This is a genomic window from Paracoccus subflavus, assembly GCF_004310345.1.
Lineage (GTDB): Bacteria > Pseudomonadota > Alphaproteobacteria > Rhodobacterales > Rhodobacteraceae > Paracoccus > Paracoccus subflavus.
Window position 1 is genome coordinate 195,889 of record NZ_SISK01000001.1, and the last position, 21,927, is coordinate 217,815.

21 protein-coding genes and 1 pseudogene are annotated in these 21,927 nt (G+C 65.6%); 19 read left to right on the forward strand and 3 right to left on the reverse strand.

All coding sequences use genetic code 11. From position 1 onward, the window contains the following. Window positions 1-3: 3 nt before the first annotated feature. The 14 genes and pseudogenes from EYE42_RS01020 to EYE42_RS01085 all read left to right on the forward strand — a co-directional run bounded on the left by EYE42_RS01020 (window position 4) and on the right by EYE42_RS01085 (window position 13,532). Window positions 4-1,020 (forward strand): ABC transporter permease, encoded by a 1,017-nt coding sequence (locus EYE42_RS01020; RefSeq protein WP_130989452.1) that lies wholly within the window; start codon window positions 4-6, stop codon window positions 1,018-1,020. Window positions 1,021-1,081: 61 nt separating this feature from the next. Then, window positions 1,082-1,522 (forward strand): type 1 periplasmic-binding domain-containing protein, encoded by a 441-nt coding sequence (locus EYE42_RS01025; RefSeq protein ID WP_130989453.1) that lies wholly within the window; start codon window positions 1,082-1,084, stop codon window positions 1,520-1,522. A 74-nt stretch (window positions 1,523-1,596) separates the two neighbouring features. Next, the gene (locus tag EYE42_RS01030) at window positions 1,597-2,493 is read left to right on the forward strand and encodes a sugar phosphate isomerase/epimerase family protein (RefSeq protein ID WP_130989454.1); all 897 of its coding nucleotides are present in this window, start codon (window positions 1,597-1,599) and stop codon (window positions 2,491-2,493) included. A gap of 9 nt (window positions 2,494-2,502) precedes the next feature. After that, window positions 2,503-3,516, forward strand: coding sequence for a Gfo/Idh/MocA family protein (locus EYE42_RS01035; RefSeq protein WP_130989455.1), 1,014 nt, complete (start codon window positions 2,503-2,505; stop codon window positions 3,514-3,516). A gap of 4 nt (window positions 3,517-3,520) precedes the next feature. Next, complete coding sequence (locus EYE42_RS01040) at window positions 3,521-4,306, forward strand: TIM barrel protein (protein ID WP_130989456.1); 786 nt, start codon at window positions 3,521-3,523, stop codon at window positions 4,304-4,306. Window positions 4,307-4,329: 23 nt separating this feature from the next. Next, the gene (locus EYE42_RS01045) at window positions 4,330-6,252 is read left to right on the forward strand and encodes a bifunctional 5-dehydro-2-deoxygluconokinase/5-dehydro-2-deoxyphosphogluconate aldolase (protein ID WP_130989457.1); all 1,923 of its coding nucleotides are present in this window, start codon (window positions 4,330-4,332) and stop codon (window positions 6,250-6,252) included. Between the two features lie 61 nt (window positions 6,253-6,313). Further along, a complete protein-coding gene (iolD, locus tag EYE42_RS01050) occupies window positions 6,314-8,152 on the forward strand; it encodes a 3D-(3,5/4)-trihydroxycyclohexane-1,2-dione acylhydrolase (decyclizing) (RefSeq protein WP_130989458.1) in 1,839 nt (612 codons plus the stop codon). Between the two features lie 11 nt (window positions 8,153-8,163). After that, window positions 8,164-9,075 (forward strand): myo-inosose-2 dehydratase, encoded by a 912-nt coding sequence (gene iolE / locus EYE42_RS01055; protein ID WP_130989459.1) that lies wholly within the window; start codon window positions 8,164-8,166, stop codon window positions 9,073-9,075. A 73-nt stretch (window positions 9,076-9,148) separates the two neighbouring features. Then, window positions 9,149-9,958: a 5-deoxy-glucuronate isomerase gene (gene iolB / locus EYE42_RS01060; RefSeq protein WP_130989460.1), complete on the forward strand. Its 810-nt coding sequence runs from the start codon at window positions 9,149-9,151 to the stop codon at window positions 9,956-9,958. A gap of 216 nt (window positions 9,959-10,174) precedes the next feature. Then, window positions 10,175-10,606, forward strand: a pseudogene (locus tag EYE42_RS16260) (IS5 family transposase); the annotation flags it as partial. A 180-nt stretch (window positions 10,607-10,786) separates the two neighbouring features. Further along, window positions 10,787-11,548 carry an extracellular solute-binding protein gene (locus EYE42_RS01070; protein WP_130989461.1) on the forward strand — a complete coding sequence of 254 codons (762 nt, stop codon included), beginning with the start codon at window positions 10,787-10,789 and terminating at the stop codon, window positions 11,546-11,548. Between the two features lie 102 nt (window positions 11,549-11,650). Further along, on the forward strand, window positions 11,651-13,045 hold the full coding sequence (gene fumC / locus EYE42_RS01075) for a class II fumarate hydratase (protein WP_130989462.1): 1,395 nt from the start codon (window positions 11,651-11,653) through the stop codon (window positions 13,043-13,045). Between the two features lie 66 nt (window positions 13,046-13,111). Then, a complete protein-coding gene (locus EYE42_RS01080; RefSeq protein ID WP_130989463.1) occupies window positions 13,112-13,303 on the forward strand; it encodes a DUF4169 family protein in 192 nt (63 codons plus the stop codon). Window positions 13,304-13,313: 10 nt separating this feature from the next. Continuing rightward, window positions 13,314-13,532, forward strand: coding sequence for a ribbon-helix-helix domain-containing protein (locus tag EYE42_RS01085; RefSeq protein ID WP_246020535.1), 219 nt, complete (start codon window positions 13,314-13,316; stop codon window positions 13,530-13,532). Window positions 13,533-13,588: 56 nt separating this feature from the next. On the opposite strand, the gene pheT is transcribed toward EYE42_RS01085, so the two are convergent. Beyond that, complete coding sequence (gene pheT, locus EYE42_RS01090) at window positions 13,589-15,976, reverse strand: phenylalanine--tRNA ligase subunit beta (protein ID WP_130989465.1); 2,388 nt, start codon at window positions 15,974-15,976, stop codon at window positions 13,589-13,591. A gap of 162 nt (window positions 15,977-16,138) precedes the next feature. Between pheT and EYE42_RS01095 the strand changes: the two genes are divergently transcribed. Further along, a complete protein-coding gene (locus tag EYE42_RS01095; protein WP_246020536.1) occupies window positions 16,139-16,456 on the forward strand; it encodes a TM2 domain-containing protein in 318 nt (105 codons plus the stop codon). Between the two features lie 49 nt (window positions 16,457-16,505). Here the strand turns inward: EYE42_RS01095 and infC are convergent, their stop codons facing one another. After that, on the reverse strand, window positions 16,506-17,234 hold the full coding sequence (gene infC / locus EYE42_RS01100) for a translation initiation factor IF-3 (protein WP_246020537.1): 729 nt from the start codon (window positions 17,232-17,234) through the stop codon (window positions 16,506-16,508). Here infC and EYE42_RS01105 point away from each other — a divergent pair. Genes EYE42_RS01105 through EYE42_RS01120 form a run of 4 tightly spaced genes read left to right on the forward strand, consistent with a single transcriptional unit; the run spans window position 17,227 to window position 20,953 of the window. Beyond that, the gene (locus EYE42_RS01105) at window positions 17,227-17,826 is read left to right on the forward strand and encodes a hypothetical protein (RefSeq protein ID WP_246020538.1); all 600 of its coding nucleotides are present in this window, start codon (window positions 17,227-17,229) and stop codon (window positions 17,824-17,826) included. The genes infC and EYE42_RS01105 overlap by 8 nt on opposite strands. A 50-nt stretch (window positions 17,827-17,876) precedes the next feature. Further along, on the forward strand, window positions 17,877-18,692 hold the full coding sequence (locus tag EYE42_RS01110) for a glycosyltransferase family 2 protein (RefSeq protein WP_130989467.1): 816 nt from the start codon (window positions 17,877-17,879) through the stop codon (window positions 18,690-18,692). Window positions 18,693-18,752: 60 nt separating this feature from the next. Next, window positions 18,753-20,153: a dihydrolipoyl dehydrogenase gene (locus EYE42_RS01115; protein ID WP_211657879.1), complete on the forward strand. Its 1,401-nt coding sequence runs from the start codon at window positions 18,753-18,755 to the stop codon at window positions 20,151-20,153. Then, entirely contained in the window at window positions 20,153-20,953 is an 801-nt protein-coding gene (locus tag EYE42_RS01120) for an MBL fold metallo-hydrolase (RefSeq protein ID WP_130989469.1), read from the forward strand. Before EYE42_RS01115 ends, EYE42_RS01120 begins: the two co-directional genes overlap by 1 nt. Here EYE42_RS01120 and EYE42_RS01125 read toward each other — a convergent pair. Further along, on the reverse strand, window positions 20,927-21,907 hold the full coding sequence (locus EYE42_RS01125; RefSeq protein ID WP_342772683.1) for an NAD(P)-dependent oxidoreductase: 981 nt from the start codon (window positions 21,905-21,907) through the stop codon (window positions 20,927-20,929). The two genes, EYE42_RS01120 and EYE42_RS01125, sit on opposite strands and share 27 nt — an antisense overlap. Between the last annotated feature and the right edge of the window lie 20 nt (window positions 21,908-21,927).

Here is a 21,927-nt window from a genome sequence, read left to right on the forward strand (position 1 = left end):
CGCATGAGCAGCCAAGACATCACCGCCCGCGCCCCGCGCACGCAGCGCAAGCTGCCTTCGGAAGTGAACATCCTTCTGGTCCTGATCGGCATCGCCGTCGTGTTCGAGATCCTGGGCTGGATCTTCCAGGGACAGTCCTTCCTGTTTTCCTGGAACCGCCTCAAGATCATGATCCTGCAGGTCTCGGTCATCGGCATCATCGCCGTGGGGGTGACGCAGGTCATCATCTCGGGCGGGATCGACCTGTCCTCGGGGTCCGTCGTGGGCGCGGTGGCGATGGTCGCCATGTCGTTCGCCCAGGTTTCCACCTATGCCCGCGCGGTCTATCCGGGGCTGACCGACCTGCCGATGATCGTGCCGCTGCTGATCGGGCTTGGCTGCGGGGCCATCGTGGGGCTGATCAACGGCTGGCTGATCGCCTATACCAAGATCCCGCCCTTCATCGCCACGCTGGGCACGATGGTCACGGTGCGCGGGTTCGCCAAGTGGTACACCAAGGGCCAGCCGGTCAGCTTTCCGACCGAAGGCTTCGCCTGGATCGGCAGCGGGATGATGCCGGTCGTCATCTTCATCCTGGTCGCCGCGATCTTCCACGTCGCGATGAAATACACCCGCTATGGCAAGTTCACCTATGCCATCGGCGCCAACGCCCAGGCCGCCCGCGTGTCGGGCATCGACGTGGAACGCCATCTGGTCAAGGTCTATGTGATCGCCGCGATGCTGGCCGCCCTGGCCGGGATGGTGGTCGCCGCCCGCGGCCAGACCGCACAGGCAGGCATGGGCCTGGCCTACGAACTGGACGCCATCGCCATGGCGGTGATCGGGGGCGTGTCGCTGAACGGCGGGCGCGGATCGATCCTGGGTACAGCCATCGGGATGGTCATCTTCGGGGTCATCATCTCGGGTTTCACGTTCCTGCGGCTCGACGCCTATTACCAGGAAATGATCAAGGGCGCGATCGTCGTTGCCGCCGTGGTGGCCGATGTCCATCGTCAGAACAAGCGCCGCAAGACAAGCTGATCCATCGGCGCGGCCCCTGCTGCGGGCCGCCCCCTTCCCCCTGTCCGACAAGGAAACCGCGATGATCCGACTGACCGCCACCACCGCCCTGTGCCTGTCGCTGGCCGTCCCGGCCCTGGCCGACACGCAGATCGGCGTCACCATGACCTCGTTCGACAGCCCGTTCCTGACGATCCTGCTGGACGGCATCCGGTCCGAAGCCGGAAAAACCCAAGGCGTCACCCTGTCGGTCGAGGATGCCTTTGCCCAGCCGGACTGCCCGATCCAGATCATCGAAAAGCAGGTCGCCAACTGGAACCGCGTGCAGGCGCAGGATCGGGTCACGTCCTGGATGACGGCGGGCCTGGAATTCGACGCCATCGTCGCCAACAACGACGAAATGACCATCGGCGCCGCGCAGGCCCTGGCCGCCACCACCGGCCAAGGCAGACAGGTCGAGGCCGAACACGGGATCCCGTTCGAGCCGGTCACGCCCGCCAGCATGGCCGATTACCAGATGTAACCGGCCTTTGCCGGGCGGGGCGTCTTCTCCTCCCCACCCCGCCCGGCCCCTGCCCCCCTTCCCAGAGACGCCCGATGAAACACACCCTCGACCCGCACATGATCCGCCACCTGTCGCTGGAGGATACCGTCCGCAAGGTGGCCGAGCTTGGCTATGACCATGTGGAAATGTCGCCCCGCCCGGACTTCTTTTCCTGGTGGACGCGGCCGAAGCTTTACCCGGAACGGATCAAGTCCTTCAAGCAGGCGCTGCGCGACAACAAGGTGGGCCTGGCCTCGATCCAGCCGATGTATCGCTGGGCCAGCCCCTATCCCGACGAATGGGAGGTGGCGATCGACAACTGGAAGCGCGCCATCGAGTTCGCGGTGGAACTGGAATGCCCGCTGTTCGTCAGCGAGTTCGGCCGCGGCGGCAGCCCCGACCGCAGCCTGAACGACCGATCCGGCCTCCACCGCCCTGAAACCTGCGAGGGCGCGTTCTTCCGGTCCATGGACGTGCTGGTGCCGATCCTGGAACGCGAGGGCATCACCCTGTCGCTGGAAGCCCACCCCGAGGACTGGCTGGAGGAGATCGCCCCCGCCGTCGACATCATCCGCACCATCAACTCGCCCAGGGTGCGCGCATCCTTCATCGCGCCGCATACGTTCTTTTACGGGCCGGACATGGTGGCGAACCTGCGTGCGACCGAAGGGTATCTGGAACACGTCCGGCTGGCCGACACCTATGACCACACCAAGTCGTCGCAACTGCGCTACATCGTCAACCCGCCGGGTTCCAAGGTGCGCGTCCACCAGCACACCGACTTTGGCCAGGGCGAGATCGACTGGGACAGCTTCTTCGCCACCCTGGCCGACATGAAGTTCGACGGCGTGCTGTCGAACTGCGTCTTTGCCTGGGAAGACCGGGCCGAGGACAGCGCCCGCTTCATGCTGTCGGAAACCAAACGATACGTCGAAAAATACTGGAAGTGAGATCCTGAAATGACCGTCAGAATTGGTGTCATCGGCACCGGAGCCATCGGCCGCGACCACGCGCGGCGCATCCAGCAGGTGCTGTCCGGCGGCACCATCACCGCGCTGTCCGACGTGAACCGCGCATCCGCCGAGGCCGTCCGCGCCGACATCGCCCCCGAGGCCACGGTGTTCGACACGGGCGAAGACCTGATCGCCAGCACCGATGTGGACGCCGTCCTGGTCACGTCCTGGGGCGCCACGCATGAACAATACGTCCTGGCCGCCATCGCCGCCGGCAAGCCCTGCTTCTGTGAAAAGCCGCTGGCCACGACCGCCGAAGGCGCCAAGCGCATCGTCGATGCCGAGGTGGCGCACGGCAGGCGCCTGGTGCAGGTCGGCTTCATGCGCCGCTATGACGAAGGCTATGTCGCGCTGAAGGCGGCGCTATCCCAGACCGGCGCCCCGATCATGGTCCATGCCGCGCATCGCAACCCCACCGTGCCGGAAGCATACACCACGCCGATGGCGATCCACGACACGCTGATCCACGAGATCGACGTGTTCCGCTGGCTGCTGGAGGACGACTATGTGTCGGCCCGCGTGACCTTTCCCCGGTCCTGCGCCCGCACACATGCGAAACTGCGCGACCCGCAGATCGTCACGCTGACGACCGCCAAGGGCGTGGTCATCAACACGGAAATTTTCGTGAACTGCCATTATGGCTACGACATCCAGTGTCAGGTCGTGGGCGAGGATGGCGTGGCGTCCCTGCCCGAACCCATGGCGATCCGGATGCGGCTGAATGCCAGCCTGCAAAATCCGATCCTGACCGACTGGAAGGACCGCTTCGTCGCCTCCTACGATGTGGAATTGCAGGATTTCCTGAAGGCTGCCGCGCAGGGCACCGCATCCGGCCCGACCGCCTGGGACGGCTACATGGCGGCCGTCGCGTCCGACGCCTGCGTCCGGGCGCAGGAAGCCGAGGGCGAGGCCATCGCCATCACCTATCCCGACCGTCCCGACCTTTACACTCAAGGCTGACCCCATGCGCTTTGCCCTGAACCACATCGCCGCGCCCACCCTGTCGCTGCCCGACTTCTTCGCCGCGGCCCGCGACCTGGGCGTGACCGAGGTCGAGATCCGCAACGACCTGCCCGACGTGCTGTCCGCGTGGCGCCCCGAGGACGTGAAGGCCGAGGCCGAGAAGGCAGGCGTCACCATCGCGTCGATCAACGCGCTGTATCCCTTCAACGTCTGGGAGGGCGCCCTGCCCGCGCGGGCCGAGGCGATGGCCGATTACGCCGCCGCCTGCGGGGCCAAGGCCCTGGTCATGTGCCCGCTGAACGACGGCACGCCGGTCGCCTTCGACAGCCTGGTCGGCGCGCTGACGGCCATGAAGACGATCCTGGACACGCGCGGGCTGATCGGTCTGGTCGAACCGCTGGGCTTCCCGATCTCGTCCCTGCGAACCAAGCCCGAGGCGATCCGCGCCATCGAGGCGGCGGGGGCCACCGGCACCTACAAGCTGATGCACGACACCTTCCATCATCATCTGGCGGGCGAGACCGAGTTCTTCCCGGACTGGACCGGGCTTGTCCACATTTCGGGCGTGACCGACCCGGACGTGGCGGTGGCGGACATGCTGGACGCGCACCGGGTGCTGGTGGACGGTGCGGACCGGCTGGAAAACCTGCCGCAGATCCGGGCGCTGCTGGACGCGGGCTATGACGGCCCGTTCAGCTTCGAACCCTTCGCCCCCGAGGTGCATGAGGCCGCCGATCCCAAGGGCGCGCTGAAGACCAGCATGGCCTTTGTTTCCGCGCAGCTTTGATCCCAAAGACAAGGACCGATCCGATGACCAAATCCCTTGACCTGATCACCATCGGCCGTTCCAGCATCGATCTTTACGGCGCGCAGGTTGGCGGACGGCTGGAAGACATGGGGTCGTTCCGCAAGTATATCGGCGGAAGCCCGACCAACATCGCCTGCGGGACGGCGCGGCTGGGGCTGCGCTCGGGGCTGATCACGCGCGTCGGCGACGAGCACATGGGCCGCTTCATCCGCGAACAACTGGCGCGCGAAGGCGTGGACGTGCGGGGTGTCAAGACCGATCCAGACCGGCTGACCGCCCTGGTGATCCTGGGGATCCGCGATCAGGAACAGTTCCCGCTGATCTTCTATCGCAGCGACTGCGCCGACATGGCGCTGTGCGAGGACGACATCGACGAAGCCCTGATCGCCGATGCCCGCGCGGTCCTGGCCACCGGCACGCATCTGTCCCATCCCCGCACCGAGGCCGCCGTCATCAAGGCGCTTGATCTGGCCCGCAAGCACGGGGCGCGGACGGCGCTGGACATCGACTATCGCCCGAACCTGTGGGGTCTGGCGGGACATGGCGCGGGCGAAAGCCGCTTTGTCGAAAGCGCGGCCGTGACGGCCAAGCTGCAAGGGACGCTGCATTTCTTCGACCTGATCGTGGGAACCGAGGAGGAATTCCACATTGCCGGCGGGTCGACCGACACGGTCGCCGCCCTGCGCGTGGTGCGGGGGGTGACGGATGCCACGCTGGTCTGCAAGCGCGGTGCTGCGGGCGCGGTGGCCTTTACCGGCGCCATCCCCGACATGCTTGACGAAGGAGAGGCGGGACCAGGCTTTCCCATCGAGGTCTTCAACGTGCTGGGGGCGGGCGACGGTTTCTTTTCCGGGCTGATGAAGGGCTGGCTGGACGACGAGCCATGGCCCAAGACGCTCGAATACGCCAATGCCTGCGGTGCCCTGGCGGTTTCCCGCCACGGCTGCACGCCCGCCTATCCCAGCCTCGCGGAACTGGAATTCTTCCTGAAACGCGGCGTGGTGCGGCCCGATCTGCGCAACGACCCCGAACTGGAGCAGGTCCACTGGGCCACCAACCGCCACCGGCGCACCGGCGGCGACTGGTCGACGATGCGGGTCTTCGCCTTCGATCACCGGATGCAGCTCGAGGACATGGCGGGATACACCCCCGAACGGGGCGGAGCCTTCAAGAACCTGTGCCTGAAGGCCGCCTTGCAGGTCCAGGCGGGCCAGCCCGGCCATGGCATCCTGTGCGACAACCGGATCGGGCGCGACGCGCTGCACGCGGCATCCGGCACCGGCCTGTGGATTGGCCGGCCCGCGGAATGGCCCGGATCGCGGCCCCTGGAATTGGAACCGGAACTGGGCGACGATTGCGGGGGCCTGGAAGGATGGGCGCGCGAGAACGTCGTGAAGGTCTTGTGCTTCTGCCACCCCGCCGACGACGCAGCTATGCGGGCGGGGCAGGAGGAGACGGTCAAGCGCCTGTTCCAGGCCGCACGCCGCAACGACCTGGAGTTCCTGCTGGAGATCATCCCCTCCAAGGTCGGACCCGTCGACAACGAGACCACCGCCACCCTGATCCGGCAGTTCTATGCGGCAGGGATTTATCCCGACTGGTGGAAGCTGGAGCCGATGGTCTCGCCGGTGGCCTGGCGCAAGGCCATCGCCGCCATCGAGGAGAATGACCCTCATACCCGCGGCATCGTGGTGCTGGGCCTGGATGCGCCCGAGGCGGAACTGAAGGACAGCTTCGCCGTCGCGGCGGGCTTTCCGCTGGTCAAGGGTTTCGCGGTGGGGCGCACGATCTTCGGCGCGGTGGCGCGGGCCTGGCTGGACGGCGATCTGACCGACGACGAGGCGGTGGCCGAGATGGCCCGGCGATACGGCCGGTTGTGCGGCCTGTGGGACAAGGCGCGGGCCGGGGCACGGGTGGCGGCATGAACCGTCCCCTGGGCATGGGCGACGGGCGTTGCATCTGGCAGATCACACAAGAGGAACAAAGATGAGCGCAACGATCCGATTGACGGCCGCGCAGGCCATGATCCGCTGGCTGTCGGTCCAGATGACCGAGGACGGCGAACGCTTTATCGAGGGCTGCTGGGCCATCTTCGGCCACGGCAACGTCGCGGGCATCGGCGAGGCGCTGCACGGCATCGGCAACGCCTTCCCGACCTGGCGGGGCCAGAACGAACAGACCATGGCACATGCGGCGATTGCCTATGCCAAGGCAAGCGCGCGCCGCCGCGCCCATGCCGTGACCGCCTCAATCGGGCCGGGATCGACCAACATGGTGACGGCCGCCGCGCTTGCCCATGTGAACCGCTTGCCGGTCCTGTTCATCGCGGGCGATGTCTTTGCCAGCCGCCGCCCGGACCCGGTCTTGCAGCAGGTCGAGGATTTCGACGACGGCACGGTTTCGGCCAACGACTGCTTCCGTCCGGTGGTACGCTATTTCGACCGCATCCAGCGGCCCGAGCAATTGCTGACCGCCCTGCCCCGCGCGCTGCGGGTGATGACCGATCCGGCCAACTGCGGCCCGGTCTGCCTGGCCTTCTGCCAGGACACCCAGGCGGAAGCCTGGGACTGGCCCGAGGCCTTCTTCAAACCCCGCGTCTGGCGCATCCGCCGCCCTGAACCCGACGCGCAGGAACTGGCCCAGGTGGCGGGCATGATGCGCGCCGCGAAACGGCCCGCCATCATCGCGGGCGGGGGCGTGATCTATTCAGGCGCCGAAGCCGCGCTGTCCGCCTTTGCCGCACGCCACGGCATCCCGGTGGCCGAGACGCAGGCGGGCAAGTCGGCGCTGGCGCAGTCCGACCCGATGAACTTTGGCGCATCCGGCGTGGATGGGTCGGCGGCAGCCAATGCGGTGCTGCGGGACGCGGATCTGGTGATCGGCGTCGGCACGCGCTTGCAGGACTTTACCACCGGGTCGCGGACGATGTTCGCGCCCAATGCGAAGCTGGTGGCGATCAACGTGCAGCCCTATGACGCGGCCAAGCATGGTGGGGTATCGCTGGTGGCCGATGCGCGCGTGGCGCTTGAGAAGCTGACGACCTTGCTGGGCGATCACAAGGCGGCCTTCGACCCCGCACCGCGCGCCGACTGGCTGGATGCCGTCGATGCCCATTGCGCCGCGCCCGCGCCGGGGAATGACCTGCCCAGCGACGCGCAGGTGATCGGCGCCGTGCAGCGCGCCGCCCCCGACGCCATCGCCATGTGCGCCGCAGGCACCATGCCCGGTGCGCTGAAGCTGTTGTGGCAGCCCGCCCAAGGCGGATATCACATGGAATACGGCTATTCCTGCATGGGCTACGAGGTCGCGGGCGCCATGGGCATCAAGCTGGCCACCCCCGACCGCGAGGTGATCTGCTTTGTGGGCGACGGCAGCTACATGATGGCCAACAGCGAACTGGCGACGGCGGTGATGCGGCGCATCCCCTTCACGGTCGTGCTGACCGACAACCGGGGCTATGGCTGCATCAACCGCCTTCAGCAGGTATCGGGCGGCGTTCCGTTCAACAACATGTATGTGGACTGCAACGTCGCCGACCAGCCCCGCATCGACTATGTGGCCCATGCGGGGTCCATGGGCGCACACGCGGTCAAGGCGGGCAGCATCGCCGAGCTGGAGGGGCAGATCGCCGCCGCGCGGGGGCGCGACATCCCCACGGTGATCGTGATCGACACCACCGCCAAGGACGGACCGGCCCACGGGCTGACACATGAGGCCGGGCACTGGTGGGACGTGGCCGTCCCCGAAGTGGGCGACACCCCCCGCCTGCGCGAGGCCTACACGACCTATCTGGAAAACGCCGCCCGTGCGCGGCTGGTGAACTGAGGAAAGCACCCATGATCCGCTATGGCACCAACCCCATCGCCTGGGCCAATGACGACGACCAGACGATCGGCGCCCATATTCCGACCGAACAGATCCTGCGCGAGGCGGGCGAGGTGATCGGTTTCGACGGCATCGAGAACGGCCACCGCTGGCCCGACGACCCCCAGGCATTGAAAGACCTGCTCGGCCGCTATGGCCTCCAGTACATCTCGGGCTGGTATTCGACGAACCTGCTGGCCGGATCGGTCGAGGACGAGATCGCGGCGGTCCAGCCGCATCTGGCCAAGCTGAAAGCAAACGACTGCACCGTCTGCATCGCCTGCGAGTGTTCCAATACCGTGCATGGCAGCCCCGACGTGGCCGTGAACGACCGCCCCCGCCTGACGCCCGCCGAGATGGCCGGGTTCGGCGCCAAAGTCGAGGAATTCGCGGCCTACATGGCGTCCCAAGGCATCACATTGGCCTATCATCACCACATGGGCACGGTGGTCGAATCGCCCGAGGAGATCGACGCCTTCATGGCGGCGACCGGACCTGCCACGCATCTTTTGTTCGACGCGGGCCACTGCACCTTTGGCGGCGGCGACCCCGAGGCCGTGCTGCGCCGGCACGCGGGACGTGTAGCGCATTTCCACGCCAAGAATATTCGGCGCGCGGTAACGCAGCGGGTGCGGGCCGAGAACCTGTCCTTCCTGCAGGGCGTCCTCGCCGGCGCCTTTACCGTGCCGGGCGACCCGGAGGGCGCCATCGACTTCGTGCCCCTGTTGCGCATCCTGGCCGAGGCCGGATACGACGGCTGGCTTGTGATCGAAGCCGAACAGGATCCCGACTTGCGCAACCCGCTGGAATACCAGGCCCTGGGGCTGAAGTCGCTGAAGGCTGCGGCAGCCGAGGCGGGGCTGGACCGCGCAGCGGCGGCCTGACGGCGGCGAAGGCCGGGGCGCTGCCCCGGACCCCGCGATATCTAACCTAACGTCCAAAGCAGGAGCAGGCCCGATGAGCCATCTTCTTCGCAAGCCCTTCGGCACCCATGGCGAGGTGCATCGGATCACGCCGCAATCGGCGGGGTGGCGTTATGTGGGCTTCTCGCTCTATCGCCTGCGGCCGGGCGAAACGGCGGCCGAGGCCACGGGCGACAACGAGGCGATCCTGGTGATGGTCGAGGGCCGCGCGCGCATCCACGCTGCCGACCGGGACTGGGGCGAATTGGGCGACCGCATGGACGTCTTCGAAAAGACCCCGCCGCATTGCCTTTATGTCCCCGACGGCCAGGACTGGCGGGCCGAGGCCACGACCGACTGCACCCTCGCCGTCTGCACCGCGCCCGGACGGGGCGGGCATGGCGCGCGGCGGATCGGACCCGACGGCATCGCCCTGATGCAAAGGGGCACAGGGTCGAACACCCGCTGGATCAACAACATCGCCATGGAGGCCGAGGACTGGTGCGACAGCCTGCTGGTGACCGAGGTCTTCACGCCTGCGGGCAACTGGTCCAGTTACCCAAGCCACCGCCATGACGAGGACGACTTTCCTCGCATCACCTATCTGGAGGAAACCTATTACCACCGCCTGAACCCTCCGAACGGATGGGGCGTCCAGAGGGTCTATACCGACGACGGGTCGCTGGACGAGGTGATCGTCGTCAGGGATGGCGAGGTGGTGCTGGTCCCGCGCGGCCACCACCCCTGCGCCGCGCCCCACGGCTTTGAATTGTACTATCTCAACGTCATGGCCGGTCCGCGAAGGGCCTGGAGGTTCGTCGTTGCGCCAGAAATGGAAAGCGTCATCGCCAAGGAGGCGGGCTGAGGCAAGACTCAAGGAGAGGTGAAATGCTGTCGCCGACGCTTCAGCAAGTTCGCTGCCTGGCCTATGCAGGGACGGTTTTCCAGCGTCGCGACCCTGAGCAAGCTTCCTGGGTTTCGGAGGGCTCGCAAGGGGCCTGCCCTATGTTACATACCCATAGACGGGCTTCCCAATCGAAACCTATTGTGATTCCTTCCCTGCAGTCGGCAGGAGGCGATCATGGCGCGTTTCGATCTGACGGATTTCGAGTGGTCTGTGATCCAGCCGCGGCTTCCCACGAAGGTGCGCGGGGTGCCGCGCGCGATGACCGAAAGGTCCCGAACGGCATCTTCTGGGGCTTTGAACGGGTGCGCCATGGGCCGACAGTCCGGCGCGCTACGGTCCGCACACGACCTGCGTAAACCGCTTCAACCGGTGGCGCAGGGCTGGCCACTGGGTGCGCATTCTCGAAGCGGTATCAGCCGCTTGCGACGGCGACGTGCAGATGATCGACCCGTCCTCGATCGGGGTTCACCAGCACGCCGCCAACGGCCAAAAAAAGACCAGCGATCCTGTTGCATGGGTCGCTCGCGCGCCGGCCTGACCACCAAGATTCCTGCGCGTGTCGATGCCGAGGGCCGTCCGATCCGGCTGAAACTGACCGAGGGCCAGCCGACGCCGCCAGGGTCTACAACGACGGGACAATCGGCCTGCGACGATTGGTCGCGCGAATGCGGTGATCTGGCGTCAGACCCGTCGGGAACCATCGCCCAGACCAGACATTCACCTCATGTTCCGACCGGCATCGACGACAGACGTCCGTCGGCGGTTCCTTCGTGAAAAGGAAACCTCATGCATTTTACCCATCTGGCTGCAGCGATCGCATCGCTTGCCCTGGCGGCAACAGGCGCCTCGGCCGACGATCTTGTCAAACTCTATGGACCCGGCGGTCCCGCCCCTGCGATGACCGCTGCGGCCAAAGCCTATTCCGAGGCCAACGGCATCAAGGTCGAAGTTGTGGCCGGTCCCACCGGCAAGTGGGCCGAGGATGCCGCAAAGGATGCCGACATCATCTTCAGCGGTGCAGAAAACATGCTGCCGGGCTATGCCACGGCCATGCCGGGCCTTTTCGACATGGCCGAGGCCCGACCGATCTATCTGCGTCCTTCGGCCATTCTTGTGCGCAAGGGCAATCCCGAGGGCATTACCGGGTTTGCCGATCTGCTGAAGCCGGACATGAAAGTGATGACGGTGGGCGGCGCCGGCCAGACCGGCTTGTGGGAAGACATCGCGGGACGGGCGGGACGCATCGCTGACGTGCAGGCGCTGCGCACGAACCTGATCTTTCCCGAACCCCCGAACAGCGCCGCAGCAAAGGACGTTTGGGCCAGCGACCAGAGTATCGACGCGTGGCTGATCTGGAACATCTGGCAGATCGCCAACCCCGATGTTGCCGACCTTGTCGAGATCGAACCCGAATATCGCATCTACCGTCCGGTTTCCGTGGTCACGACGATCCATTCGGACGACGATGCCGACGCCTTCATCGCCTTTCTGACATCGACCGAGGGACAGCGAATCTTTTCGCAATACGGTTGGGAAACGGGGCAATAGACCTGTCCACTTGCGGGTCATGGTCAGAATACCGTCGCATACCGATTGCACGCGAGCCGCATGGTGGCTAGAACCCCCGCACGACCGTGAGGGAGCCATTCCATGACCAAGACCCGCACCGAAACCGACAGCTTCGGCCCGCTGGAGGTTGATGCCCTCAAGTATTGGGGGGCGCAGACGCAGCGGTCGATCCGGAACTTTCCCATCGGCTGGGAACGCCAGCCGGTGGCGATCATCCGCGCGCTTGGCGCGATCAAGCTGGCAGCGGCGCGGGTGAACCAGATCAACGGCGATCTGGACCCCGCCATCGGCAAGGCCATGGAACAGGCCGCGACCGAAGTGTTCGAGGGCAGGCTTGACGACCATTTTCCCCTTGTCGTCTGGCAGACGGGCTCCGGCACGCAGTCGAACATGAACGCCAACGAGGTCATCTCGAACCGCGCGATCGAGATCTTGGGCGGCGAACTGGGCAGCAAGAAGCCTGTCCATCCAAACGACCATGTGAACATGGGCCAATCGTCGAACGATACCTTTCCCACCGCGATGCATGTCGCGATCGGCATGATGGCGCGCGACACGCTGATCCCCGGACTGGAAAAGCTGCATGCGGCCCTGGACGCCAAGGCCCAGGAATTCAAGAACATCATCAAGATCGGCCGCACCCACACGCAGGACGCGACGCCGCTGACGCTGGGTCAGGAATTCGGCGGCTATGCCCATCAGGTCGCCAAGGGAATCGAACGGGTCAAGGCCTGCCTGGGCGACATCTACGAACTGGCGCAGGGCGGCACCGCGGTCGGCACCGGGCTGAACACGAAAAAGGGCTGGGACACCGCCATCGCGGCCGAGATCGCCGAGATTACCGGCCTGCCTTTCGTGACAGCACCCAACAAGTTCGAGGCCCTGGCCGCGCATGATGCGATGGTCATGTTCTCGGGTGCCTTGAAGACCGTCGCGGCCTCGCTGTTCAAGATCGCCAACGACATGCGCCTGCTGGGATCGGGGCCGCGTTCGGGCCTGGGCGAACTGATCCTGCCGGAAAACGAGCCGGGATCGTCGATCATGCCGGGCAAGGTCAACCCCACGCAGGCCGAGGCGCTGACCATGGTCTGCGCGCATGTGATGGGCAACGACGCGGCAGTCGGCTTTGCCGGGTCGCAGGGCCATTTCGAACTGAACGTCTATAACCCGATGATGTCCTATAACGTCCTGCAATCCATGCAGCTTCTGGGCGACGCGGCGGGATCGTTCACGGACAACATGGTTGTGGGCACCCAGGCGAACGTCGCCCGGATCGACAGGCTGATGAAGGAATCGCTGATGCTGGTGACGGCCCTGGCGCCGACCATCGGTTACGACAATGCGACCAAGGTGGCCAAGACGGCCCACAAGAACGGCACCACCCTGCGCGAGGAGGCGATCAACCTTGGCCTTGTCGATGCCGAAACCTTTGATCGTGTCGTGCGCCCCGAGGACATGATCGGTCCCAGGGATTGAACGTGGCTTGACCGGATCCGGCGGGCGCGCGGTATGATGAACGCGCCCTTCTTGTCCTGGACCCGCATGACCAAGATCATAAACCTGCGACAAGCCCGCAAGCAACACCATCGCGATGCAAAACGCGCGGCGGGCGATGCCAATGCCGCGAAATTCGGCGAAGCGAAACCCGCGCGCGACGCCCGCCAGGCCGAGGCCGACCGCGCCGCCCGTGCCCTGGATGCCCATCGCCGCGACGATCCTCCTGCCGATGATTGACCTGCCGTCCATGACGCCGCCGATCAAGCGGTCGGTGATGATCGACGGGCACCGGACTTCGGTTTCGCTCGAGGATGCGTTCTGGCGCGGCATGGCAGAGGCGGCGCAGGCACGGGGCATCACACGGGCGCAATTGATCGGCCAGATCGACCATGCCCGCCCGCCTGAAGTCGGCCTGGCAACGGCCCTGCGCCTGTTCGTGATTGCCGAGCTGCGGCAACAGGAGTGACTCTGCGCCCGGCATGTCCGGGGTTTCGGCCGCCATCCGGGGGCGCCGAACGAAGATCAGGCGCGCAGGGTGCCTCCGGTGGCCTTTCCGACCTTGTCGATGATCTTCTGACCGACCGCCTCGATTTCAGCATCCGTCAGGGTCTTGTCGCGCGGTTGCAGGCGCGCGGTGATGGCAATGGATTTTCGGCCGTCTTCAAGACCGGTGAACTCGTCAAAGACCGAAACCCTGTCGATCAGGGCCTTGTCGGCTACGGCCGCGGCGTTGACAAGGGTCAGCGCCTCGACATGGGCATCGACCACAAAGGCGAAATCACGCTCGACCGGCTGCAATTCGGATGCCCCGAGGGCGGGACGTGTTGTACTGCGGACCTTGGCAAGCGGAACGTTCGCAATCCTGACCGTAAAGGCCACGGCGGGCCCCTTTACATCGAATGCGCGCAGCACGCGGGGATGCAACTCGCCAAAGGTCGCAAGCGCGTTCGCACCCAGCGCGATGGTCCCTGCCCGCCCGGGATGCCACCACGGGTCCAGCCTGCGGGTGATCTGGGCCTTGGCCGGCGCGCCGATGGCGGCCAGGATGCTTTCCGCATCGGCTTTGGCATCATAAAGATCGACCCTGCGACGGCTGCCAAAGGGATCGCGCGGGGCAGTATGCCCGACCATCAGGCCTGCGATCTGCGTTGCCTGATCGCCTGGCTCTCCGCCTGCGAAAACAGGGCCCAATTCGAACAACGCAAGGTCGGCAAAACCCCGTGCCTGATTGCGTGCAGCAGCCGACAGAAGGCCGGGCAGCAGATCGGGACGAAGATGCGTCATCTCGCTGCTGATGGGATTTTCGATCAGAACCTTTTCGGAACCGCCGCCGAACAGGGCAGCCGATGCGTGGTCGATAAAGCTGTAGGTGACGCATTCGTTATAGCCCAGGGCCGCGGCCTGGCGGCGCGCAGATCTTTCGCGGACCTGCACGGCAGTCAGCACGGGCCGCGGCACGCCGGGCCTGGGCCGCGGCAGCGGCTGGCCCTGCAATCGGGACAGGCTGGCGATGCGGGCGATTTCCTCGACCAGATCGGCCTCGCCCAGGATATCGGGGCGCCAGGATGGCACATGGGCCATATCGCCATCCAGGCGAAACCCCAGATCGGTCAGGGTCTTGCGCTGGGTTTCCGCAGGAATGTCCAACCCTACGAGACGCGCGGTGCGGGCGGTATCCAAGCGATAGGCTCGCGCGGTATCGGGCACAGCGCCCGCCTCGACGACATCCGAGGCCTCCCCCCCGCAGAGATCAAGGATCATCCGGGTCGCGTGTTCCAGTCCGGGTCGTGCAAAGGCCGGATCGACGCCTCGTTCAAAGCGATAGCGCGCATCGCTGTTGATCCTCAGCGCGCGGCCGGCGGACGCGATGGCGATGGGGTTCCAGAAAGCGCTTTCCAGGAAAACATCGGTGGTTGCGTCCGAGCAGCCGGAATGCTCGCCTCCCATGATGCCGGCGATGCTTTCCGGGCCATGGTCGTCGGAGATCACCATCGTGCCTTCGGACAGGGAATGGGTCTTGCCGTCGAGCGCAAGAATTTCCTCGCCCGCGCGGGCGGGACGCACCTTAAGATCACCGGATACCTTTGCCATGTCAAAGACATGCAGCGGCCTGTTCAAGTCATGGGTGAACAGGTTGGTGATATCGACAAGCGTGTTGATCGGGCGAAGGCCGATGGACCTGAGGCGCGACCTCAGCCAGTCGGGCGACGGACCGTTCACGACGCCCCGGATGACCCGGCCGGCGAAATACGGTGCCTTGTCCGCGATGGCCGGGTCGATCGATACTGCCAGGGGACAGGCAAACTGTCCGGGCACCACGACATCCTCCAGCGGCCTCAGCGTGCCGAGCCCACGAGCCGCAAGGTCGCGGGCAATGCCCCGAACCCCCAGGGCATCAGGGCGGTTGGGGGTGATCTTGATGTGGATCATCGGATCGACCTTGGCGGGGTCATTGGCAGCCAGCCAGTCCACGAACCGCTCGCCCACCTCGCCCGAGGGCAGTTCGATGATGCCGTCATGCTCCTCGGACAGGTCCAGTTCCCGTTCGGACGCCATCATGCCGTGGCTTTCGACACCGCGGATCCTGCCGATGCCCAGGGTCACGTCGATGCCTGGGACGTAATCTCCGGGCTTGGCCAGCACCACGGTGATACCCGCCCGCGCGTTGGGCGCCCCACAGACGATCTGCTTTTCGCCCTCGTCCGTCAGGACACGGCATACGCGCAGGCGGTCGGCATCGGGATGCTGTTCGGCTGACATCACGCGGGCCAGGGTAAAGGCGCCCAATCCGGCTGCGGGATCGCGAACCTCCTCGACCTCGAGGCCGATATCCGTCAGCGCCTCGGCAATCTGGTCCACGGTAGCAGAGGTTTCGAGATGCTCTTTGAGCCAGGACAGGGTGAATTTCATGGCGCGGTGTTTCCGTATCGCATCGGGGCGGTTTCCGCCTTGAACCGATCCCCGGGGGAATGGTCAAGCGCCAAGAAGGACCGATACCCTTGTTCCGGGCCTCGGCGATCCTATCTATCGTCGCGACGGCGCGATGATCCGTCAAACGCGAAGGAGATGTTCTTGTCCGACCGAGTCCAGCAGCAACTGCTGATCGAACAGCGGATCGCAAACGAATCGAAGTCCCAGATTGTTGCCTATCTGCTGGCGATCCTGCTTTGGGGCTTTGGCGTGCATCGCATGTATCTGGGTCGCTGGATGAGCGGGCTGCTGATGCTGGCGATGTGGGGGATGGGCTGGCTGACGGCGCCGATCCTGATCGGCTGGGTGCCTATTGCCGCCGTTTGCCTGTGGGCATTTGTCGACCTGTTCCTGATTCCCGGAATGATTCGAAACGATCAGGCCGTGATCCGTCAGCGACTGATGGCAGGACGCCTGTAGGATAAAAGACCGCGCGGCCCCTGCCGACGCGGTCTTCTTGCAAAAGCCCCTATCTGGGGGCAATCATCATGACCATCTGCCGGCCTTCCAGCTTGGGCATGGCTTCGATCTTGCCGGCCTCGCCCACGTCGTCCCTGACCCGGTTCAACAGCTCAAGCCCCAGATCCTGATGGGCCATCTCGCGCCCGCGAAACCGCAGCGTGACCTTGACCTTGTCGCCTTCGCCCAGAAACTTCATCACCGAGCGCATCTTGACATCGTAATCGTGGGTGTCGGTTCCGGGACGGAACTTGATCTCCTTGATCTCGATGATCTTCTGTTTCTTGCGCGCTTCGGCTTCGCGTTTCTGCTGTTCGTATTTGAACTTGCCCAGATCCATGACCTTGCAGACGGGCGGAGCGGCGTTCGGGGAAATCTCCACCAGATCCAACCCGGCGTCCTGCGCCATCTGCAGCCCGACCGACGGCGGCACGACGCCGACATTTTCGCCATCAGGGCCGATCAGACGGATTTCCGACACACGGATGCGTTCGTTGACGCGGGGGCCGGTGTCGCGGGTGGGCGGTGCGTTATGGGGTCGACGGGCTATGGCGATGCTCCTTGATGGCCAAATCGGAATGGACGGAAAATAAGCCTCAAGACGGCGTGATTCAACCGGATTTGCAGCAGCGTGCCCCGGAAACGCATGGTTGACCTGCCTGATGGCTGACTTTTCCACGTGTCCGAGCTGTGTCATACCGTCCTGAGCGATCTGAAAGGATAATCCCGCCATGCGCATTCTCTTGGCTTTTGTTGCGATCCTTGCCGTGGGCCTTGGCGTCTGGTGGATCGGGCAACGCCAGCCCGCCGGGCCGATTCCGGAACAGCCCCCAGCCGAAACCGCGCAGGCCAACGCGGTCGCGACCGAGGCCGCCGCCGACGCTGCCGCCGATGCGGCGGCGATTGCGGCCGATGTGGCGGCCGAGGCTGCACAGGCGTCGCAAGAGGCCAGCGTCGCCCCCGCCAGCGATGCCGCCGCCGAGGCCGAAGCCGCTGCCGAGGCCGCCCTGCAAGCCGCCGATCGCGCCGCCGAGGCCGCCGCAGCCGCAGAGACCGGAACGACCGATGCGGCGGCACGGGACGCGGCCTCGGCTGCCCAGGATGCCGCGGCAGCCACGACCGAGGCCGCCGGCGCGGCCATCGCGGCGACGCAGATCCAGGCCCTTTTGACGCCCGAAGGATTCGACGCCGACAGGGTCGGTCGCATCATCGACACCGCGGCCATCAGCGACCAGCAAAAGGCCACCCTGCGACGGCTGATCGAAACCGCTGGAAACGATCCCGACCTGCTACGTCAGGCCCTGGATCAGGTCAGGGCCGTGATGCCGTGAGGGCGTTTTTGCCTTTGCAAGACTTTCTGCGCAATCGTCCTGCCGTCCTGATGCGCGGTCCGATTGCGATCATCCTGATCGAGGACGGGGCCGTCGTACCGGAAACCCTGCGCCACCATGTCCGGCTGGGGTTTCGCCATGTGCTGGCCCTGTCGGCCCAGCCGATGGAGATCCCCGGCGATCTGACGGCGCATGTCACGAATGTGGCTTGGCACAGCCGCCAGCCGGGCGCCTGTCAGGACGGCGTCAACGCCATCATCCGGGCGGTGCCCGCAGGCACATGGCTGTATGTCTGCTTCAACGCGGAATTCCTGTTCTTCCCCTTTTCGGAAACCCGCAGTGTGGGCGAGCTGCTGGCCTTTCATGCCGAAGAGCGCCGGGATGCCATGCTGTGCTATGCCATGGACCTCTATGCGCCCGATCTGACCATCGCGCCCGATGGCGTCAGCCTGTCCGATGCGATGTTCGACTGCACGGGATATTTCGCCCTGGGTCGCAAGGGCGATGACGGCATCCCGCTGGAACGGGAACTGGACTTCCACGGGGGCCTGCGTTGGCGTTTCGAGGAGCATGTCCCAGCGGCACGGCGCAGGATCAACCGCATCGCACTGTTCCGCGCCGCCCGCGGATTGCGGATGGATGCCGATCACCGCTTTTCCGTTCAGGAATACAACACCCATTCCTGCCCCTGGCATCACAACCTGACGGCGGCGATCGCGTCCTTTCGCGCGGCCAAGGCCTTGGCGACCAATCCCGGTTCGCGCGACGCCATCAGCAGCTTTCGCTGGGCCAATTCGCATCGCTTTGAATGGCGTTCCCAGCAACTGATGGATCTGGGCCTGATGGAACCGGGCCAATGGTTCTGACGGAACCGGAACCCTGACCCGTCCCTGCGGTTGGGTTGCCAGTCCCACAGGAGCATGGCCATGACCGACACCCGCCCCGACCTGTCCTGCGATGTGGCCATCATCGGCGCGGGCACTGCCGGCCTTGCCGCCGAACGGGCCGCCCGGAAGGCCGGGGCACGGACCCTGCTGATCGACGACGGGTTCAAGGGAACCCTGTGCGCGACGACCGGCTGCATGCCGTCCAAGCTGCTGATCGCCGCCGCCCAGGCAGCCGCCGACATCGCCCGCGCAGGCGTGATGGGGATCGAAGCCGGGCCTGCGCGGATCGACGGCAGGCGCGTCATGGCGCGGGTCAGGGCAGAGCGCGACCGATTTGTCGCAGCGACCAAGGAAAGCTACACGGCCCTGCCCGGCGAGACCTGCATCGACGCCCGCGCGCGGTTCCTTGAACGAACCCGTCTGGAACTGGACGATGGCCGAACCGTCGGGGCACGATCCGTCGTGATCGCCACCGGCTCGATCCCGGTTGTTCCAAAGGCGTTCCGGGATCTCGGCCCCCGGGTGCTGACAAGCGATACCATTTTCGCCTTGGACGATCTGCCGGACCATCTTGCGGTCATCGGGTCAGGCCCGCTTGGCGCGGAACTGGCGCAGGCCATGGCGCGGCTGGGCGTCAGGGTGGCGCTGTTCGACAAGGGCGACCGGCTGGTCGGCATCCGCTGCGACAAGGTTCACGACGCCTTCGGGCCGCTGTTCGCGGGCGACGTGACCCTGCATCTGGGATGTTCGCCCGAACCCTCGCCGCTACCTGACGGCATCCGCCTGACCTGGGACGGCGGGCAGGAGGATTTCAGCCATGTGCTGGTCGCCACCGGGCGCAGGCCCGCGCTGGACGACCTGAACCTTAGCGAAACCGGGCTGGATCTGAATGACAAGGGCGTTCCGCGCTTTGACCGGTCCACCATGCAATGCGGCGATTCCTGCATTTTCATTGCCGGTGATGCCGATGCTGACGCCCCCGTTCTGCACGAGGCATCGCTGGACGGCGCGACCGCAGGAACCAATGCCGCGACCTGGCCGGACCTGTCGCCCATCGACCGGCCCCCGATGTTCGCCATCGCCTTTACCGATCCGCCCGTGGCGACGGTGGGCGCATCCCCCCAGGACTGTGCGATCAATGCCTTTCGGGACTATTCGCGACAAGGGCGTGCCCAGGTCGAGGCGCGGGCCGGGGGCATGGCGCGACTGGGCGCCGATGCCCGCGGACGCCTGATCGGCGCCGACCTGGCCGTTCCGGGCGCCGATCACCTGGGGCATCTGCTGGTTCTGGCCATCATGAACGGCGCCAGCGCGGCCGACCTGCTGAACATGCCTTTCTATCACCCCACGCTCGAGGAAGGGCTGAAACCCGCCTTGCGCGAGATTTGCAGGCAGGCAAGTCTGGCTATCCGGAACGACGGTAATCCGCCGGGGGCATGATGACCGAACAGATGATCGACCTGGGCCACGGATTCTGGAACATTCGCGGCAACCTGCGCATGGCAGGCGTCCTGAATGTCGGCACGCATTGTTCGCTGGTCCGGCTGGCAAACGGAGCCTTCGTGTTCCTCGATTCCTATGCCTTCGACGACCCCATCGCGCGGCAAGTCATGGCGCTGACAGACAATGGGCGGGCGGTCCAGGCAATTCTGAACCTGCACCCGTTCCACACCCTGTCCTGCCGATGGATGCACGACCGGTTTCCCGATGCGCTGCTGTTCGGGTCAGAACGCCACCGCCGCAAATGGCCCGACCTGCCGTGGCAGCCCGATCACGTCGAATCGGCTGCCGTGGCCCTGCGCTTTCCCGACCTGTCCTTCGCCTTGCCTGACGGCATCGACTATATCTGCCGGAACGAGCGGGTTCACGCGGGATCGCTGCTGGCCTATCACCCGGCCAGCGGCAGCCTGCATGTGGACGATACCCTGAATGTGCTGCCGATCCCCGGTTTTTTGCGCCGTCTGCTGCGCATGCCCCGGCTGACCTTTCATCCCATGCTGGGGCAGGCGTTGCAGGATCGTCCGGGTGCCGCGCGTGATTTCCGGGACTGGGCGCGCAGGACCGCACGCACCTGGCATGCTGTCCGCACCGTCTGCGCCGCGCATTCCGATATCCTGGACATCCCGCCGGGCAGCTTTCCCGGTTTGATGGAGGCAGCCCTGTCCCGTGCCGAACCGGCGCTGAGACGCGCCGAGATCCGGCAGGCACGAAAGTCAGCCCAGCCGCGCGATCAGCGATGACGTATCCCAGCGCCCGCCGCCCATCCGCTGCACGTCCTTGTAGAATTGGTCCACAAGAGCCGTGACCGGCAAGGATGCCCCCACCTCGTCTGCGGCCGCCAGACAGATGGCCAGATCCTTGCGCATCCAGTCCACCGCGAAACCATGGTCGAAATGGCCCTGCTTCATGGTCTTGTGGCGGTTGACCATCTGCCAGCTTGCCGCGGCGCCCTGACTGATGACCTCGACCACCTCCTCGATATCCAGGCCCGACTTGCGCGCAAAGGCCAGCGATTCGGAAAGACCCTGCACCAGGCCGGCAATGGCGATCTGGTTGCACATCTTGGTGATCTGGCCGGCCCCCGTATCGCCCATGCGGCGGCAGATCCGGGCATAGGCGGCGATGATGGGTGCGGCGCGATCGTAATCCCCGATGGGCCCGCCACACATCACGGACAACTGTCCGTTCTGGGCGCCCACCTGCCCGCCCGACACCGGCGCGTCCACATAGCCCAATCCGGCGGACCGTGCCGACTCGGCCAGTTCACGCGTCACGGCGGCCGACACGGTGGTATGATCGACCAAAATCGCACCCGGTTTCATTCCTGCAAAGGCGCCGTCGGCACCCAGGCAGACCTGGCGAAGATCGTCGTCATTGCCCACGCAGACCATCACGAAATCCGCATCCTCGGCTGCCTTGCGCGGGGTATCGGCCCAGGAACCCCCATGCCTTTCAGACCAGGCCACGGCCTTTTCCACTGTGCGGTTGAACACGGTCACCTTGTGACCGGCCGCGGCCAGATGGCCCGCCATCGGGGCACCCATGACGCCCATTCCCAGAAATGCCACCTTGGCCATAGTCACCCCCCTGCACTGTTCCCGTCCCGCATTGTGCGGCCTGCGTTGAACTGCCGGCGCGCCTGAATTATGCAGCACCCCAGCATCCCGGCGCACCATGGTCAAGCGCCCGTTCATCCCAGAAGCCCAAGGCCAGC

Bases quoted from the DNA above. Each gene is read 5' to 3' on its own strand.
- iolB (WP_130989460.1), top strand. From the start codon at position 9,149: ATGAGCCATCTTCTTCGCAAGCCCTTCGGCACCCATGGCGAGGTGCAT.
- infC (WP_246020537.1), bottom strand. From the start codon at position 17,234: ATGCGCATGGCGGGATTATCCTTTCAGATCGCTCAGGACGGTATGACA.
- EYE42_RS01080 (WP_130989463.1), top strand. From the start codon at position 13,112: ATGACCAAGATCATAAACCTGCGACAAGCCCGCAAGCAACACCATCGC.
- fumC (WP_130989462.1), top strand. From the start codon at position 11,651: ATGACCAAGACCCGCACCGAAACCGACAGCTTCGGCCCGCTGGAGGTT.
- EYE42_RS01045 (WP_130989457.1), top strand. From the start codon at position 4,330: ATGACCAAATCCCTTGACCTGATCACCATCGGCCGTTCCAGCATCGAT.
- EYE42_RS01120 (WP_130989469.1), top strand. From the start codon at position 20,153: ATGACCGAACAGATGATCGACCTGGGCCACGGATTCTGGAACATTCGC.
- EYE42_RS01040 (WP_130989456.1), top strand. From the start codon at position 3,521: ATGCGCTTTGCCCTGAACCACATCGCCGCGCCCACCCTGTCGCTGCCC.
- iolD (WP_130989458.1), top strand. From the start codon at position 6,314: ATGAGCGCAACGATCCGATTGACGGCCGCGCAGGCCATGATCCGCTGG.
- EYE42_RS01025 (WP_130989453.1), top strand. From the start codon at position 1,082: ATGATCCGACTGACCGCCACCACCGCCCTGTGCCTGTCGCTGGCCGTC.
- iolE (WP_130989459.1), top strand. From the start codon at position 8,164: ATGATCCGCTATGGCACCAACCCCATCGCCTGGGCCAATGACGACGAC.
- EYE42_RS01115 (WP_211657879.1), top strand. From the start codon at position 18,753: ATGACCGACACCCGCCCCGACCTGTCCTGCGATGTGGCCATCATCGGC.
- EYE42_RS01035 (WP_130989455.1), top strand. From the start codon at position 2,503: ATGACCGTCAGAATTGGTGTCATCGGCACCGGAGCCATCGGCCGCGAC.
- EYE42_RS01110 (WP_130989467.1), top strand. From the start codon at position 17,877: ATGCGCGGTCCGATTGCGATCATCCTGATCGAGGACGGGGCCGTCGTA.
- pheT (WP_130989465.1), bottom strand. From the start codon at position 15,976: ATGAAATTCACCCTGTCCTGGCTCAAAGAGCATCTCGAAACCTCTGCT.
- EYE42_RS01105 (WP_246020538.1), top strand. From the start codon at position 17,227: ATGCGCATTCTCTTGGCTTTTGTTGCGATCCTTGCCGTGGGCCTTGGC.
- EYE42_RS01125 (WP_342772683.1), bottom strand. From the start codon at position 21,907: ATGAACGGGCGCTTGACCATGGTGCGCCGGGATGCTGGGGTGCTGCAT.
- EYE42_RS01085 (WP_246020535.1), top strand. From the start codon at position 13,314: ATGACGCCGCCGATCAAGCGGTCGGTGATGATCGACGGGCACCGGACT.
- EYE42_RS01070 (WP_130989461.1), top strand. From the start codon at position 10,787: ATGCATTTTACCCATCTGGCTGCAGCGATCGCATCGCTTGCCCTGGCG.
- EYE42_RS01030 (WP_130989454.1), top strand. From the start codon at position 1,597: ATGAAACACACCCTCGACCCGCACATGATCCGCCACCTGTCGCTGGAG.
- EYE42_RS01020 (WP_130989452.1), top strand. From the start codon at position 4: ATGAGCAGCCAAGACATCACCGCCCGCGCCCCGCGCACGCAGCGCAAG.